General features: G+C 63.7%; 12 protein-coding genes. 5 read left to right on the top strand and 7 right to left on the bottom strand.

All coding sequences use genetic code 11. The features are described 5' to 3' along the window. Positions 1-82: 82 nt before the first annotated feature. Genes FHS55_RS16690 through FHS55_RS16680 form a run of 3 tightly spaced genes read left to right on the top strand, consistent with a single transcriptional unit; the run spans position 83 to position 2,552 of the window. Entirely contained in the window at positions 83-955 is an 873-nt protein-coding gene (locus FHS55_RS16690; protein ID WP_183190902.1) for a fumarylacetoacetate hydrolase family protein, read from the top strand. A gap of 13 nt (positions 956-968) precedes the next feature. Beyond that, positions 969-1,769: a 2-oxo-hept-4-ene-1,7-dioate hydratase gene (hpaH, locus tag FHS55_RS16685; RefSeq protein ID WP_183190901.1), complete on the top strand. Its 801-nt coding sequence runs from the start codon at positions 969-971 to the stop codon at positions 1,767-1,769. Between the two features lie 9 nt (positions 1,770-1,778). After that, positions 1,779-2,552 carry an aldolase/citrate lyase family protein gene (locus tag FHS55_RS16680; protein WP_183190900.1) on the top strand — a complete coding sequence of 258 codons (774 nt, stop codon included), beginning with the start codon at positions 1,779-1,781 and terminating at the stop codon, positions 2,550-2,552. A gap of 685 nt (positions 2,553-3,237) precedes the next feature. Here FHS55_RS16680 and FHS55_RS16675 read toward each other — a convergent pair. From FHS55_RS16675 to FHS55_RS16650, 6 genes are all read right to left on the bottom strand, one after another. Beyond that, positions 3,238-6,888 (bottom strand): ABC transporter ATP-binding protein/permease, encoded by a 3,651-nt coding sequence (locus tag FHS55_RS16675; RefSeq protein ID WP_183190899.1) that lies wholly within the window; start codon positions 6,886-6,888, stop codon positions 3,238-3,240. An 80-nt stretch (positions 6,889-6,968) separates the two neighbouring features. Beyond that, positions 6,969-8,414 (bottom strand): ATP-binding cassette domain-containing protein, encoded by a 1,446-nt coding sequence (locus FHS55_RS16670; RefSeq protein ID WP_183190898.1) that lies wholly within the window; start codon positions 8,412-8,414, stop codon positions 6,969-6,971. After that, positions 8,415-9,272: an ABC transporter permease gene (locus FHS55_RS16665; protein WP_183190897.1), complete on the bottom strand. Its 858-nt coding sequence runs from the start codon at positions 9,270-9,272 to the stop codon at positions 8,415-8,417. Next, entirely contained in the window at positions 9,269-10,246 is a 978-nt protein-coding gene (locus FHS55_RS16660; protein WP_183190896.1) for an ABC transporter permease, read from the bottom strand. Before FHS55_RS16660 ends, FHS55_RS16665 begins: the two co-directional genes overlap by 4 nt. Next, positions 10,234-11,793, bottom strand: coding sequence for an ABC transporter substrate-binding protein (locus FHS55_RS16655; protein WP_183190895.1), 1,560 nt, complete (start codon positions 11,791-11,793; stop codon positions 10,234-10,236). The genes FHS55_RS16660 and FHS55_RS16655 overlap by 13 nt, the downstream gene beginning before the upstream one ends. Before the next feature lie 257 nt (positions 11,794-12,050). Further along, positions 12,051-12,893 (bottom strand): MurR/RpiR family transcriptional regulator, encoded by an 843-nt coding sequence (locus FHS55_RS16650; RefSeq protein ID WP_183190894.1) that lies wholly within the window; start codon positions 12,891-12,893, stop codon positions 12,051-12,053. A gap of 1,288 nt (positions 12,894-14,181) precedes the next feature. On the opposite strand from FHS55_RS16650, the gene FHS55_RS16645 reads away from it, so the two are divergent. Together FHS55_RS16645 and FHS55_RS16640 are read left to right on the top strand one after the other, a co-directional pair. Continuing rightward, positions 14,182-14,325: a hypothetical protein gene (locus FHS55_RS16645; RefSeq protein ID WP_183190893.1), complete on the top strand. Its 144-nt coding sequence runs from the start codon at positions 14,182-14,184 to the stop codon at positions 14,323-14,325. 342 nt (positions 14,326-14,667) lie between these two features. Further along, the gene (locus tag FHS55_RS16640; protein ID WP_183190892.1) at positions 14,668-14,838 is read left to right on the top strand and encodes a hypothetical protein; all 171 of its coding nucleotides are present in this window, start codon (positions 14,668-14,670) and stop codon (positions 14,836-14,838) included. A 275-nt stretch (positions 14,839-15,113) separates the two neighbouring features. Here FHS55_RS16640 and FHS55_RS16635 read toward each other — a convergent pair whose 3' ends face one another. Then, on the bottom strand, positions 15,114-16,208 hold the full coding sequence (locus FHS55_RS16635) for a linear amide C-N hydrolase (RefSeq protein ID WP_183190891.1): 1,095 nt from the start codon (positions 16,206-16,208) through the stop codon (positions 15,114-15,116). Positions 16,209-16,288: the final 80 nt, after the last annotated feature.

The raw sequence follows: 16,288 nt of genomic DNA, 5'->3' as shown, positions 1-16,288 counted from the left end.
CTCTCGCGTTTCGCTGCCGCGCCACTTCGCGCGTGGCCGGCGCACGCCCCCACGCCCGATTTTCAACCGCACCGACGGGGATATGATGTTGAAACTTGTCAGCTTCTCAGCAGCCGGCCGCGATGGCTTCGGCCTGGTCCATGCGGCAGGCGTCGCCGATCTCGGCGCCCGCACCGGTTTCGCCTCGTTGCGCGAACTCATCGCGGCGCCGCAGGGCCTGGAGGCGGCCCGCCGGGTCGCCGCGGAGGCGCCGGTCGATGTCGCACTGGGCGACATTCGCTACCGCATCCCCGTGCCGGATGCCGACAAGATCATCTGCATCGGCGTGAACTATGCGGACCGCAATGCCGAGTACAAGGACGGCTCCGAGGCGCCGCGCTATCCCAGCATGTTCCTGCGCACGCGCGGCTCGTTCGCCGGCCATGGTGAGCCGCTGCTGCTGCCGCCGGAATCGCCGCAATTCGATTACGAGGGCGAGATCGTCATCGTGATCGGCAAGGGCGGGCGCCGCATTCCGCAGGAGGCCGCGCTGTCGCACATCTTCGGCCTCACGGTCTGCAATGAGGGCGGCGTGCGCGACTGGATGCGCCATGCCAAGTTCAACGTCACGCAGGGCAAGAACTTCGAGAAGTCCGGCAGCATCGGGCCGTGGATCGTGCCGGTGGAGGATGCCGGCGATCTCGCCGACCTGTCACTGAAGACCTGGGTGAACGGCGAGCTGCGGCAGGAGGACACCGTGCAGCGCATGATGTTCCCCTTCGCCTATCTCATCAGCTACATCTCCAGCTTCACCGAGTTGCTGCCCGGCGACATCATCGTCACGGGCACGCCCACCGGCTCGGGCGCCCGCTTCGATCCTCCCCGCTATCTCGTCGATGGCGACGTTGTGCGCGTCACCGTTCCCGGCGTCGGCACGCTCGAGAACCGCGTCGTCCGCGAGATGGTTCCGGCGTGAGGGGACGGCAATCGTGTTGAACGACCTTGAGATCGAAGCCGCCGCGCAGGCACTCGCCGGCGCCGAGCGGGAGCGCAGGCAGATCGGCCTGCTGAGCCTGCGCTATCCCGGCATCGGGATGGGCGATGCCTATCGCATCCAGGAAAGATGGGTGGCCGCCAAGCTCGCCGACGGTGACCGCCAAGTCGGCTGGAAGATCGGCCTGACCTCGCGCGCCATGCAGCAAGCGTTGGCGATCGAGATGCCGGATTCCGGCTATCTCCTCGAAAGCATGCGCTTCGAGGACGGCGCCACCGTCCCGCCGGATCGCTTTATCCAGCCCCGCGTGGAGGCCGAACTCGCCTTCGTCATGAAGACCGATCTCGGTCCCGGCGCCGGGGTGCACGATGTGCTCGAAGCGACCGCCTATGTCGCGCCGGTTCTTGAAATATTGGACACGCGGGTGGAGCGGCGGGACGCTGGCACCGGCCGGCTGCGCAATGTCTGCGACACCATTGCCGACAACGCCGCCAATGCCGGATTTGTGCTCGGCGGGCGGCCGGTTCGGCCCGACCTCGTCGACATGCGCTGGTGTGGGGCGATCGTCTCGCGCAATGCAACGGTGGAGGAGACCGGGCTCGGCGCGGCGGTGCTGAACCAGCCCGCGCGTGGACTGGTCTGGCTCGCCCAGCGCCTCGCCGCCGGCGGCCACCGGATCGAGGCGGGGCAAGTAATCCTTTCCGGCTCACTGATCCGCGCCATCGAGTGCCCGCCGGGCTCGACCATCACGGCCGATTTCGGCCCTCTCGGCAGCGTTGCCTGCCATTTCGCCTGAGGAGTTGCCATGCCCGCGCCGATCAACCGTTTCAAGGCCGCGCTTTTGCAGGGAAAGCGCCAGACCGGCCTGTGGGTCGCGCTTGCCAGTCCTCTCAGCGCCGAACTGCTCGCCGGGGCGGGGTTCGACTGGCTGCTGATCGATCTCGAACACGCCCCGAACGACGTGCGCTCGGCGATCGCGCAGATGCAGGCCATGTCGGCCTTTCCCGTCACCCCGGTGATCCGCCCGCCCATGAGCGAGGCTTGGGTCATCAAGCAGGTGCTGGATGCCGGTTGCCAGACGCTGCTTATCCCCATGGTCGAGAGCGTTGCACAGGTTGAAGCGCTGCTCGACGCCATCCATTATCCTCCGAAGGGCCAGCGCGGAGTGGGCGCTGCGCTGGTGCGTGCGTCCGGCTTCGGTGCGCAGGCCGATTATCTGACGACCGCCAATGAGCAGATCTGCCTGCTGTTGCAGATCGAAACCCGCAAGGGCCTCGATGCCCTCGATGCCATCGCGGCGATGGACGGGGTGGACGGCCTCTTCATCGGGCCGGCCGACCTTGCCGCCGATATGGGGTGCCTCGGCAATCCCGGGCACGAGAGCGTGCGGAACGCCGTGCTCGACGCCTTCCAGCGCATCAAGCGCGCGGGCAAGAAATGCGGCGTGCTGACATCGGATCCCGGACTGATCGAGATGTATAAGGCGGCCGGCGCCGATTTCATGGCCATCGGATCAGATGTCGGTCTATTGAGGGAAGCCGCAAACGTTGCATTTGATAGATATAATTCTGCTAGATAAATGGTGCATATTTAATAAAATTCCGTCAATTTACGAAGGTCGGTTATCTTATGATTTATATATTTTTCCGAATGATATAAAAATAACGCAATTCGAATCAATGAAACAAACGATATAGGAGATGTGATAATATATGCATGTATATATAATAAATGAAGATGAATGGACATTTGAACAAATGATATGTGCATTTTCATTATAAAACTATGCTAAAAATAACAAAATATACTTATAGTTCGACATGTTGGCATTCATTAATTTAACCAAAAGCGGGCGCTGTTGAGGTCCGTAAGTGATCAATTTCGGCCTTGGCCTTCCTTCGAGATATGTCCGCTTATCGTCAGGCCTAGCCAATAGCCGACAGTCCGCCGCCGAGCGCAAAGCTGTCGCCCACCTCACGGAAGCCCATGGGATGAGCGAACGGCGGGCGTGTAAAGCCACCGGCTTCCGACGCTCCGCGCCATGAATGGCTCCGCGTCTGCACTCGCCGCTCCACACGCCCGAGAAGACAAACCCAACCGCCAGAACGAACTCACAGCTGGATAGACGTGGGGGCAACGTCACCAGGGACAAATCCCGGAGGAGGAAACGTCGCGATCAACCGGCGCGCGGTGCGTCCAAGGGATCTCAATGGCGTTCGCGGCTTTGCTGCTCGTTATTCTCGCCTCCATCATCAACGCCTCGGTCATCCGCGTCTCGTGGAACCTACCGAGCCGGCCTGGGAGCGGGCCTCAGCCGCGCGAGGACACAACGGGCGCATATGTCCGATCGGGCCCGCCGCCTGATGCGCGACCAACCGGGCATAGAACCCCTGCTGCCGTATAAGGTCGTCATGGGTCCCCATCTCGACGATCCGTCCGTCATGCATCACCAGAATCGCATCGGCCGCCCGGATCGTGGAAAGGCGGTGAGCAATGATGATCGTCGTCCGATCGAGCATCAGCTGGTCGAGGGCCGCGCGCACATGCGCTTCGCTGGAGGCGTCGAGATGGGAGGTCGCCTCATCGAGGATCAGGACGGGAGCGTTTTTGAGGAATGCCCTGGCGATCGAGATACGTTGACGCTGCCCGCCCGAAAGCTGGACGCCCCGCTCGCCGACATGGGTATCGAAACCGTTCGGCAGCGACGCTACGAAATCCGCCAATGCAGCCCGCTGAATGGCGAGGTCGAGCGCCGCCTGGGTCGCGTCGGGATGTGCAAGGCGAATGTTCTCCACCAGGGTTGCGTTGAAGAGATAGGTGTCCTGGGCGACGAGTGCGATGTGCCGGCGCAGATCGTCGAGCTTGACATCGCGCAGATCATGCCCGTCGATGGTGATCCGCCCCTCCTGAGGATCCCAGAACCTCAACAGCAGGTTGGCGATCGTTGATTTTCCCGCTCCGGATGATCCCACGAGGGCGATCCGCGCGCCTGCCGGCACATCGAGGTTTATGTGCTGAAGAACCCGGGGGCCTGCTGGATCATAGGCGAACGACACGTCGTGAAAAGTAAGCCGTGCGCCTCCCGCCGTTTGCGGCAGCCGTTCGGGTCCATCGGTAACCGGGATGGGTTCGGCGTACACGGCGTGAATGCGCCGGGTGGAGGCGATGGAGTCGGCCAGCTGCCGGGCTGCCTGGGCGAGTTCGGATACGGGGACGAATGCGGCGGAGGACAGCAGCGCGACCAGCGGCAGCCAGGCTGGGTCGAAGGCATGGGTGTTGATCAACAGCGCCGCCGTAGCCAGAACCGCCGCCGCGCCGAGTGTGGCAACGGCTTCCTGCTTGGCAACCTGAAAGGACAGGTCGGCATTGAGGTCGACACGCGATCGCTGATAGGCGGCAATCTGATCCTGGAAAACCATCCGGCGCGCCCCAACGGCGCGGAAGGCAATGAGCTCACTCATGCCCTGCACCGTGTCGACCACGAAGGCATTCAATCCGCCCAACTGCGCGCGGGCCCGGCTTCCCAGGGCATCGACCCTTCGCCTGTCGAAAACAGGCGCCAAAGCGGCATAGGCGAGGAATGGGAGCAGCGTGAGTGCCGTGGGCCACGCGATGAGCGACAGGGCCACTAGAACGCTCACCGGCACAAGCAGTGCCACGATGGCGGGCGCCACGACATGGGCGAAGAAATACTCGACCGTCTCGACATCCTGGGTCCCTAGAGAGACAAGGTCGCCCGAGCGGCGCTTCAGGAGATAGGCCGGGGCGAGCTTGTCGAGAGCGCGGTAGAGATCGACCCGCATCTGCGCGAGCAGCCGGTAGGCCATGTCGTGCGACCGCCAGGACTCGTTCCATTGCAGGAAGGCTGCGAGCGGCACCAAAGCCGCCATCCCGGCGATATAGAAGCCGAAGGGAGAGCCCGTCTTGATGGAAGCCACGATCAGCGCGCTCAGCGTGCTGACGCCGACAAGGGCATAGACGCGTCCGACACCGGACGCGACCGTGAGGATGAGTTGCCGACGCCACGGCACAATGAGATTGAACAGCGTCGCCAATGTCTGGAACGGGCTCAGCCCGGCCGCGATCCTCTCACCCTCGGTCATCTGCGGCGTCACCGAAGCCTCGCGTTCGGCGACGCAGTGATTTTCGTGTGACGCTGCGACCAGGTCGGCGCTGATCACACGGTCGATGTGACTGAGCTCGACCTGTTCCGCCATCAGCTTCTTATAGGGCCCGTCGCGGCCGATCAGTTCGGCATGTGTGCCGCTGTCGGCGATGCGGCCGTCCGACATCACGATGATCCGGTGTGCGTCGATCACGCTCGAGAGCCGGTGAGCCAGCACGATTGTCGTTCGCGTCCTCGCGAGATCGTCAAGTTCCGCCTGAATGAGGTTTTCGTTTTCGGCGTCGACCGATGACAAGGCCTCATCAAGAATGAGGATCGGAGCGTCGCGCAGGATCGCGCGCGCGATCGCGATGCGCTGGCGCTGTCCACCCGACAGCCTCAATCCCCGCTCGCCAATGACGGTACTGTACCCGTGCGGCAGGCGGGAGATGAAGCCATGCGCATTGGCCGCGCGTGCCGCGGCCTCGACTTGATCGCGCGTGGCGTCCGCACGGGCGATGCGGATATTGTCCTCGACCGAGCCGTAGAAGAGATAGGTGTCCTGCTGCACGACCGCGAACTGGTCGCGGATGTGATCGGCCGACAAGGTCGTGACGTCACGACCGCCGATCTGGACGGTTCCGGAATCGGGATCGTAGAAGCGCAGTAGCAGTTTCACGATCGTCGACTTGCCCGAACCGCTATAGCCGACGATGCCGATGCGCTCTCCCGCCTGGATCGCGAACGTGATGCCCTTAAGCGCCTCGCCGCGTTCATCGGAATAGCCAAACCGGACATCCCTGAAGGCAATCGATGCCGCGATGTCGGGCGTGGCAGGCGTCTCGAGCGGAGGCTTCGGCGGCTCCGCCTGCAGCAGGGCCTTGATGCCCGAAGCGGCGGCATTGGCCATCATGCCTCGATGAAGCAGCGATCGCAGGTCACGCAGGGGACGAAAGACTTCTGTTCCCGCCATCAGTACGATCAACAACGCCTCGATGGTCATCTGGCCATGGCTGACACGCCATGCGCCAAGCGAGATGGCCGCCGCCGCCCCGCCGGCGATGGCAAGGTCGGTGAGCGCGCGGCTCATCAGGCTGGCCTGCAGCACGAATAGGGTGCTTTCCGCCAGTTGCTGGGCCTTTTTGGCGAGACGATCGCCGAAGGCGGCGCTCTGGCCGAAGGCTTTCAGGGTAGGCAGGCCCTGAACGGCATCGAGGAAATCCTCGCCGAAGGCCTTGAAGGAACGCACGCGCCGCAGCGTCGATTCCTCCCCCATGCGCTTGAGCACCACAGGAAGGATCAGGGCGAGCACCGCCGCTGCCGAAATCACGGCGGCCACGGGAATGTCCCAGAAAGACAGGACGACAAAGAGAAGCACCGGCGCCAGAACCGCGATCGCTACCTGTGGAAGGAACTGACCGAAAAAGGTCTGCAACTGCTCGACGCCGTCGATGGTCGACAGGGCGATGCTTCCCGTGCGATGCCCGGCAAGCCAGGCCGGCCCCAGCCGTACGATCTGGTCATAGATGTCGAGACGCAGGCGATCTTGGATCCGGGAGGACGTGGCATGGGCGACGCGCGCCCTTGCGTATTCCAGGCCCATCCGTGCGAGAATCACGGCTACCAACGCCCCCGCAGCCTCGGCCAGCCCGGAAATGGCCGCTCCCTCGAAAAGGCGGGCGATCATCCAGCCGAGCAGGATGAAGCGGGCAACACCCAGCGCCAGGGAGAGAAAACCGAGCAGGATGGCGGCGGCGATCCGGGTACGAAACCCTTTGGTCGCCGCCCAGAGTTGAGCGTCGAAATGCATGGCTGTTCCGGTCAGACAGGCGATAGTAGTATATACTACGATCGCTCCGCGATAAGGTCCATATCGTAGTTATAGCTACGTTATGCCGTTGGAGCTTGAGGGGATCGCGTGACATCGCGCAGCCGGGCAGGACCGGTGTCCTGTGCTTCCAGCAGCATGCGCCGGTCCGCGATCGCATGAGCCAGATCGAGGTCGTGGGTGATCAGCAGGACGGCCAGTTCATCGATGTCGGCTATTGCGCGCAGATGCCGGATCACCTGCTCTTGAACCGGCGGGTCGAGACGTGATGTCGGCTCGTCGGCGATGAGCATTCTCGGCTTGAGGGCCAGTATCCGGGCAAGCGCCAGTCGTTGCGCCTCGCCGCCGCTAATCTGATGCGGTCGTCGCCCAAGCACGTCATCGCGTAGGCCGAAGCGTTGCATCAAGGCTGGCATCTGCCGCAGAGCTCCCTCGCCACCTGCGAGATACCGCATGTCCTCAAGGCTTCGCCCAACCGCCTGCCATGGCGAGAACACGCGGGTCGGGTCCTGATGCAGCTTCTGCAGCGCCGATCGCCCCTCCGCCTGCGGCCGACGGATGGTGCCCCCGAGCGGCCGTGTCAGCCCAAGCAACGTTCGGCCGAGCGTCGTCTTTCCGATCCCGCTTCTGCCGAGCAGCGCGGTGATGTGACCGGCGTGGCAATGAAAGGTCAGCTCATCGGCCAGCACCGTGTCGTCGATGCCGATCCGCAGCCGTTCTGCCTCCACCGTCTTGCCGGTGTACGATCGCCGATAGGGGCGCGCCGGCCAGCACGACGGGTCGCTTGCCACATAGCGGCGGGCATAGTCGGTAGATGGAGACGCAAGCACGCGTGCCGCCGGCCCGTTCTCGACAATCCTGCGTTCGTCGAGGAATGCCACCTGATCGGCGAGTGCGCGCACCAGGGCGATGTCGTGTGTGATCAGCAGGATGGCCCGGCCACTGGTGCGCAGCGTATCGAACACGCCGGCGACGACATGGCGACGGTCGACGTCGAGCCCCTTTGTCGGCTCATCCGCTAGGATGATGCCGGCGCGGGTGACCGACGCGATCGCCGCCATCACCCGCTGCGCCATGCCGCCCGACAGTTCGAACGGGCGCTTGCGGTGATGGTGTGGATCGACCTGCATGGCCGAAAGGGCGGCGCAGGCCTCCGCGCGGGGCCGACGCCCCCGGATCTGCTCGGCGACCTGAGCGTCGGCGCGCAGAAGCGGAGCCAGAGCGTTCAGCGGCTCCTGCGGCAGCAGGAATAGGTCCTTCGACCAAAGGGAGCGCAAACCGTCCCGGTCGGCGGCATCGAGGCTCCGGCCATTCACGACGATCCGGCCGGACACCGACACCCCGCGGGGGATCAGTCCCATGATGGCGCTGGCGACCAGACTTTTGCCGCTCCCCGTCTCGCCCAGAATGGCGAGGATCTCTCCGGACGACACGCTGAGGGTGACATTGTCGACGATAGCCCGGCCTTCCGTGGCAATTGTCAGGTTTTCGACGACAAGGCTCTTCACTCAAGCGATCTCCTCGATCCCCTGATGTCGGGCACTGTAGTATTCGCCGATCACGGTGGCCGACAGAGTGCAGATCAGGATAGCGCCGGCGGGTGCCAGCACCATGTGGGGCGATGTGCGGAAATAGGTCATGGTGCCCGCAATCATCGAGCCCCATTCGGCATCAGGGGGCCGAAGTCCGAGGCCGAGGAAGCCGACGGACGAAATCGTCAGGACATTCGCGCCCACCGTGAGCGCGCCCAGCGACGTCAGATAAGGCATGATCGCCGGCATCACATGCGCGCGGAAGATATAGCCAGGACGAAAGCCAAGCAGCCGCGATGCCTCGACATGGTCCGCCGCTAGTTCTTTCGACGCGACTGCCGCGGTGAGGCGCGCGAAGCCAGGCCATTGCGACATCCACAGCCCGAACAGGATGGCCCCAATGCCCCCGCCCAGAAGGCCGGACACGAGGATGACGAACAACAGGCTCGGGCAGGCAAGGATGACGTCGGAAAGCCGCATGACCACCTGCCGGACCCACCCCCCGTGGAATGCCGAGATGAATCCAAGCAACAGCCCTGTCGCCAACGAGGCCAGCACGCCGACGACGGCAATGCCCAGGGATATGCGCGCACCGGCAACAAGGCGCGCCGCGATCGACCGGCCAAGGTCGTCGGCGCCCAGCACGTATGCGGCCGATGGTGGAGCATAGGCGGCGGCAAGGTCCTGCCGGTTCGGGTTCGTTGTAAGGAGCCATGGTCCGAAGAGCGCGACCAGCAGCGTGATTGCCAGCGGCAGAAAGCCGAAGACCGAGACAAAGCCCGGCGGCCACCGCCGTACTCTGCCGGGCGACGACGCACGCATCGGCTGCGTCATGGCCAGAGCCTCGCCGTGGAAAGCCGAGGATCGAGCAGTTGCACCATGATGTCGCTGATACCGTTTACCGCCACGACGGACACACCGATCAGCAGCCCCGCGCCCATGGCCATCGGAATGTCGGCGGCCAGCACGCTATCGATCAGTCGGGTTCCGACTCCGTCGAGATTGAAGAGCACGTCGATGACGACGAGCCCGCCGATCGTGTGCGCCACGAGAGGCCCGAAATAGGCAACGATCGGCACCAGCGTTGGCCGGAACGCATGGCGGAACACAATCCGCGGCCAGCTTTGCCCCTTGATCCGCCCGTAGGTCGGGTAAAAGTCCTGCAGCGTCCGCACGACGGCATTTCGCGCGACGCGCGAGAGATCCGGCAGCAGCGCCAGGGCGAGGGTGCAGGACGGAAGGATGGCATATCCGGGCCGATTGTTGCCCGCCGCCGGCAGCCATCTGAGAGTGATGGCAAACAAGGTGATGAGCGCGATGCCGATAAGGAAGGATGGCACAGAGGACAGGATTGCGGAGGCGAAGAGGAAGGCTCGATCGAGGATCCGATCCTGCTGCATGCCGACTGCGAAGCCGATGATGAGGCTCATGAACAGGGCAAGGCCGACACCGGTGACCGCTACGCCGGAGGTGGTTTGGAAGCTACGCCAGACGTCTGGCATGACCGGGCGACCGCTGACCATCGAGCGTCCCAGTTGCCCGGTCAGTGAGGATTCGACCCAGCGCAGATACTGAACCATAACATTCTGGTCCATGCCGGTTGCGGCGCGCGCCTGATCCACCGTCTGCAGCGAAATCCTCTCGCCATAGCGCGCCTCGGCGATCCGGAACGCCACGTCGCCCGGCGCCATCTGCACGGCAACGAACGCAAGAGTGGCGACGGCAACGGCGACCCCCGCCGCCGCGAGCACATGCCCGATGAGGACGGCGCCAAGCCCGCGAAGGCGCCGCATGGTCAATCGGCCCATTTCACGCGGTCGATCCAGAAGCTCACTTCCAGAGCATCGACCGGTACGCTGTCGAAATCCACGCGATCGGAAATCGAGACGTTGTAATCGTACCAGATCAGCGGCAGGACCGGCAGATCGCTGTTGGAAAGCGCCATCAGCTCGTCGCGCGCCGCGGCGCGATCCTCGTCCCTGGTCGCGGAAACATAGCGTTGGAGGGCGCTCTCAAGATCAGCGTTGTGGTAGTTTATGCCGCCCCAGACGGCCTGAGCCGAGGTTGCCTCAGCGTAGTCCACCAGCAGTGTCGCCACCGGATCGGGCACCGCGGCGTAATTCCGGCGGGTGAAGCCGAAGACGAAGCTGCCATTGGCGACGGATTCGAGAACAGGCGCCTGGCTACCTTTCTCCAGAACGACCTCGATGCCAACCTCGGCAAGCTGTGCCTGAATTGCCTGAGCAAGGGGGGCCATTTCCGGCTGTTTGCCCACGAAGACGGGGAACGAGAAACGCGTGCCCTTCTGGACCAGAACACCGTCCGGCCCCGGCGCCCACCCGGCCGAGGCCAGAAGACGCTTGGCTTCCGCGAGGTTGCGCTCGATCGGTGGCAGCTTCGGATCGTGCCAGTCAGGGAGCGCCGGGGAAAAAAGCTGGTTGGCCGCGGCGTCAGGGTTCTTGAAAATAGCCGTCGCGATTCCCTTGCGATCGAGAGCGATGGAAACCGCCTTTCGCTCGGCGGGGTCATCGAAACGAACATCCTTGGCATTGTAGATCGGCCCGAGGATGCGAGCGGTCTGCACCGGCTTGATACGGACACCGCCGCTCGCCGCGACGCGATCACGCAGCGCCTGCGGCAGCCCGAGCACGAGATCCACCTGCCCGGCCTCCGCCATGTTGGCGATCGTATCGGGCGAGGTGGTGCCAGTGAAATGAACACGGCCGATCCGTGCCGGTTCGCCCCAATAGTCGGGGAAGGACTCCAGATCGACCGAAGCTTTTCCCTCGATCTTGGCGACCCGGTACGGCCCGGTGCCGATGATCTGCGTCACCGAACCATCGGCAGCAAACGAAGACGGCGCAAGGATGATGGCCGGCCCATCGGTGAAAAAGTCCGGCACGAGACCGAACGGCCGGGTCAGCGTGATCTTTACCGCCCCCCCGTCGACGTCGACGGACGAGATCGGCAGTTGCGAGACCATCTCGGTGTTGTTGCGCGACTTGCGCATCAGCTCGATGGCGTCCCGGACCCGCGCCGGGGTGAGTTCGGTTCCATCATGGAAGCGCACGCCGGAGCGGATGACGAAGGTCCAGACGAGGCCGTCATCGCTCACCGACCAGCTTTCCGCCAGTTCCGGAGCCAGCTTGCCCGCAGGGGTGATCGTCACCAGCGTTTCGGCAACGCGCAATCGCCGGAAGTGATAGCTGGTATCGGCCAGCGCGAGGCTTGTGATCTCGCGCGGCGATGTAATCTGCAGGATGCGTTGATCCTCGGCCCATGCCGATCGGCCCGTCGCGACAAACGAGACGCCGAGGGCGAGGGAGGCAGTGAGGATCGTTCTTCTGGAAATCATGAGATGCTCCCCGGACTTAACTCGGGCATGCATGCGGTGCCAGAAGTGAGCCGCAGCCACGGAGGCAGGTCGCAGAGCCCGAACAGTTCCGATGAATAGTTATCGTAGTGATGACTACCATTCATGACTTACAGATTCAAGGCCACCTCCGAAATATGACTCCATTTAATGCATAAGATAGTATTTAGACTAAATCTAAAGAGAAAATATCTGCGCGATGACCGAAATGTAATCTTCGCTACATAGCGAGGTCGATTTCATTCGCCGCGCTGCAGCTGCGCGCGGAGGTCGCTCAATCGCCGGGCTGCAGCCATTGAGCGCGCCGGATCCTCTTTGGTGAGGGAGAGGACGATGGTCTCCAGCGTCAAAAGGATCGTCCCATAGAGCATCATGTTGCCCACCTCGGTCCGTGGCACCTCAAGGACGACATCAGCGCCCCGGGCCAGACGGCCGTCCGGATTGTCGGTAATCACGACAAGCCTGCCGCCGATCCGTTGAAGTTCGGTCTTGATCAGCAACGCCTCTTTGAGAGCGGTGCCATAGGCAATGAGGATGACAGCGTCATCGGGCTGGAGCCCCATGATCTGATCCGCGAAGGCGTGACCGGAATCCTCCAGCAAAAAACTCGATCGGCCGATGCGCGTCAGATGCGTGGCGGCTTGCCACGCCAACCCGCCCGGCGGCCCGCCGCCATAGAGGCCGATCCGCTTCGCCTGGTTCAGCAGGCTTACCGCGACCTCCAGATCCCGCGGCAGCGAGCGCTGCGACAGCAGGGTGAGCATGGGAGCATAGGCTTCGAGCACGAGATCAAGCGGCGCGCGTTCGCGCTCCTGCGAGAGATGATTGAGCGTGACGCCCACCTTTTCCACGGGAGTGCGGACGCCTCGATCCAGCTTCTCCGCGATCACGGCCTTGAGGTGGGGTAAGCCGTCGAACCCGAGCGACTGGATGGCACGGATCACGGTGGCGTCCGAGGCATTGATGACCGCCGCCAGATCCATGGCAGAACTCACAAGGACGGCATTCGGATGCCGCTCGACATGAGCAAGGAGCCTCTGCGCAGCGGCGCTCAGCCGCTTTCCGTGGGGTATTTCGAGCATTCTACGACCCAGTGCATTGGCTCGGCGCGGAACGCCTGCCCCGCCAATGGCGGCATTTCAATTCGCCAGACTTATGGCGCGGCGAGGACGGCGCGCGCCGCCACACTATACGATGCCCATGCCACGATAGTGTCCTTCGGCGGTCTTTCCCGGCTGCTCCAAGGAAATCAAGCTGGCACCGAGGCCATCGGCCGAGCAAGCCGGCCCGATGACGAGATACTTAACGGGGTGGAGGACGCCATCGCAACGGACCTTGGCTGCTCAACCGGAGCGGACGCGTCATCGCACCCAAGGGGCGATCAAGCTTTCGCATCCCCACTTCCTGCGTTGGCATCGCGAGCGCTGCTTCAAGCAGTGAGGCCGACGGCATCGTGACGCCGCAACTGCATCAAGCGCGCAACATCCCTGCGGATGCGCCGCGGCTCCGGCCACGGGAAATGCCGCCCCTCCGCCCCATCAGCGCCGACGGCAATCAGCGCGTCGAGCTTCGCGGAGAGGCCACGCAGAGAACTGGCGTCCGCTGCAAAGAGCATTGCAATCAGGCGCCCTTCCTCGGCGGAGGCCGCCGCCTCTTCCTGTCGGGTGACGGAATAGCCGACGGCGCGATCTGCGTCGTCCCAGCGCCGCTCTCAGGAAAATCGGTCATCTCAATGAGTTTCACGGCTGGGTGGTCGGCCAAAACGTGGTCTCGTGCCAGCAAGGCGTAGCTTTCCGCCACAGTCATATTGGCGCGCCGCGGGCCGTGCGCCTGGCGGTTGCGCCAGCAGTCCCGTCTTGGGAGGCGCACGAACTAGCGCGATTTCAAGAACATAGGTGTTCGTAGTTCCACTCTGGTCGGTGCGCCAGCAACCTCAGGGGGGGCTTTGGACGAGGCGGAAGATCGCCATTTTCGTTGCCGAAATCGTGTCATTGGTTTGCGATGGTCGCGCGTGCCCTCGGTCGCTGGCGTTGGCGCGCGGGCCGTGTGCTGCAGCTGGTATGTTCCGAGCGGCTACATAGAGCGATTTTGCTGAGGTTGGGGGCGTGGGTTCGGATCCCATCGCGGGCTCCAATTTTTCCTAAAAGAATGAGATACATAGCGAGAGCCCTTCTGGGCGCTTTTTGCTTGCTGGCGGCAGTTTGATCTGCCTCGTAAGCGCTCGGTAGGCTTGTCAGGCGAAGCCTTGGCGAGCTCCAGCGTAGCTGACGGCCCGTTCGAGGCCGCGCCGAGAACCCGGGCAGGGCGGGCGCGATGGCTGGGCCTGTGAAAATCACTTGCGACAAGGCGCCCAGCTAAAGCATCGATCGGGTGAAGGCGGTCACCGCCGCCCACGGCTGGGCGCAGTTCTGGGACATGAAGGGTTTCTCCGGCGAACGCGCATTGCCGAAGAACCCGGCCAACCCGCTGGAGATCGCATTGCTGGTCGACGGTGTCGCGCCGGACAAAATCTAGCCCATCGATGTCGATCGGGCTTGCCCCCGCCTCGACACGATCAAGCCGAACGTCCATGTCTGGTGGGAGGCTGAAGCCGCACGCGCCGGTGCCGCTGGCCCGCCAGACGGCGCTGGTTCTGGCCCGCCCGAGCATGTCGTGGTGAGCGCCGGTGCCCGCCATCTCGCAACCGCTTCGAGGGCCGCCTTACCGCCTAGCTCTATGAGGGGTCCTCCCGTCTGGTCTCGCTCGATGTCGGCGGCATCGTGCTACCTGCCCGGGTGACGGGACTGGCGGAGGTCGGGGAGGGCGCCCTGGTCGAGATCGGGTGGTCCTCCCAGCCCACCCATGTGGTGGAACCCGATGGCCGCTGACGTCCTCGGCGCGACCGCCGCTCCCCGCACGGCGGATTCCGGACCCACGGTGCCCATCACCGCCTGGCTGCACGGACGCCCGCGCCTTGCCGCGCAGCTGCTCTGCGCGCTGGCGCTGGGCTTCCTCTCGCTGCTTTATCTGGCGCTCAATCCCATCTAATTCGCAACTGGCGAGCTTAAGCTTACTCAGCGTGCGAAATATACTACGAAACAGCAACCGAATAGCGGCCGCGGCCGCCCCCTTCAGCCCATGACGCGCTATGGCCGCTATAGGCTGTCACGGATCGCGTAGGCGGGCCGGCTGATGGCACCTGAGGTCGCGGCAGCCAGGTTCTGTTGCATCTGCCTCGCATGCCGTCGAGGGTTGATCTTCGCAACTGCAGATGAGTTCGGGGCCATGGCGGATGCGGCATCGCCCCGTAACCCGCCATGCGCTCAGCTCGTGGTGAGCGCGGATGTCACATCTGCCGGATTCGCCATGAGTTTCGCCATCGGCGTCGCATTGAAGCTGTTCGTGGCCAAAGCTCCGATGTCGAGCCGAATATAGTTCATGCCGCGACTGTCCCGCACGTAGAACAGGCCGCGCGTCAGGTCCGATATGCTGGTCCAGCTGGTGAACTCGGTCGGCACCGCGTCCATCTGTTGGCCCTGCACTTCCAGATGGTCACTTCCGAGTTCCGGCGGGTCGACCGTAATTCCGCGCGGACGGTCAAAATTGTTCATGATGTGGGCGACCATCTGCACGGCCTTGTCGGGATCCGACTGTTTCTCGGCGAACTGCGCATAGAAGGCGGCGCGGACGAAGCGGTCGACCGATGTGTCGGTTCCCGGCAACCCGGCCTTGGCGATGCCGGCTCCCGGCTGCACGGCCGTATAGCGCCCGAAATTCGCGCGAGAGCGATCTATATTGTTGAGGAACGTGTAGTTGTCCAGATTGGTCAGGTGCCAGGAGAATTGCGGCGCGTTGGTCATGACGCCGACGGGGTTGTCATAGATCGAGCGAACGCCCTTGTGGAATTCGATCACGAGGCTGGCACCGTGGCTGTCGTGCACGGAATAGTGAAACGGCATTTCGAGGCCGCCGAGGATCGGCACGGGTTCGAGACATATGGGCATGTCGGCAAGTGCGGCCTTGACGGCCGCGACGGTGGAAAACTGTCCCAGCACCCATGCACCGAGGTCGGCGGCGGACAGGACGGCGCGGCTGGCCTCGACAGGAGACTGGGGCCCGGCAGCCTGCGAATAGGACTGAACCGAGAAGGACAGGCCGGCGTCGTTCAGTCCCTCGATGATCTTGAGATCGCCGACGCCGGGTGTGGTCCCGGGCGCCGGCGGCGCCGCGGGCATCGTGATGGCGATCACCGCACGCTCCGTACGCCAGCGAAGTGACGGATGCCCCTTTGCCGTCGACGAAAGGTCAAGCCCCTTCGGCAGTACGGCAAGCTGGTAGGGGAGATCGACGCTGAGTTCCAGGGTTCGTCCGAGATAGGGGCGATCACGGGCATCGCGATAGAGAAGGGAGGTGCACATCACGCAGTCCGACGGTTGAAGGGCAGTTGGCGAAGAGTGTCAGGGAATTATAGCGACGCGCCTAACGGCAAGACCAGCTG

Origin of the sequence: Ancylobacter tetraedralis, assembly GCF_014195655.1 — a bacterium.
Lineage (GTDB): Bacteria > Pseudomonadota > Alphaproteobacteria > Rhizobiales > Xanthobacteraceae > Ancylobacter > Ancylobacter tetraedralis.
This window is presented reverse-complemented; position numbering and strand designations above follow the sequence as displayed.

Coding starts and splice junctions, on each gene's coding strand:
- FHS55_RS16690 (WP_183190902.1), top strand. CDS start 83: ATGATGTTGAAACTTGTCAGCTTCTCAGCAGCCGGCCGCGATGGCTTC.
- FHS55_RS16680 (WP_183190900.1), top strand. CDS start 1,779: ATGCCCGCGCCGATCAACCGTTTCAAGGCCGCGCTTTTGCAGGGAAAG.
- FHS55_RS16675 (WP_183190899.1), bottom strand. CDS start 6,888: ATGCATTTCGACGCTCAACTCTGGGCGGCGACCAAAGGGTTTCGTACC.
- FHS55_RS16665 (WP_183190897.1), bottom strand. CDS start 9,272: ATGACGCAGCCGATGCGTGCGTCGTCGCCCGGCAGAGTACGGCGGTGG.
- FHS55_RS16660 (WP_183190896.1), bottom strand. CDS start 10,246: ATGGGCCGATTGACCATGCGGCGCCTTCGCGGGCTTGGCGCCGTCCTC.
- FHS55_RS16655 (WP_183190895.1), bottom strand. CDS start 11,793: ATGATTTCCAGAAGAACGATCCTCACTGCCTCCCTCGCCCTCGGCGTC.
- FHS55_RS16650 (WP_183190894.1), bottom strand. CDS start 12,893: ATGCTCGAAATACCCCACGGAAAGCGGCTGAGCGCCGCTGCGCAGAGG.
- FHS55_RS16640 (WP_183190892.1), top strand. CDS start 14,668: ATGGCCGCTGACGTCCTCGGCGCGACCGCCGCTCCCCGCACGGCGGAT.
- FHS55_RS16635 (WP_183190891.1), bottom strand. CDS start 16,208: ATGTGCACCTCCCTTCTCTATCGCGATGCCCGTGATCGCCCCTATCTC.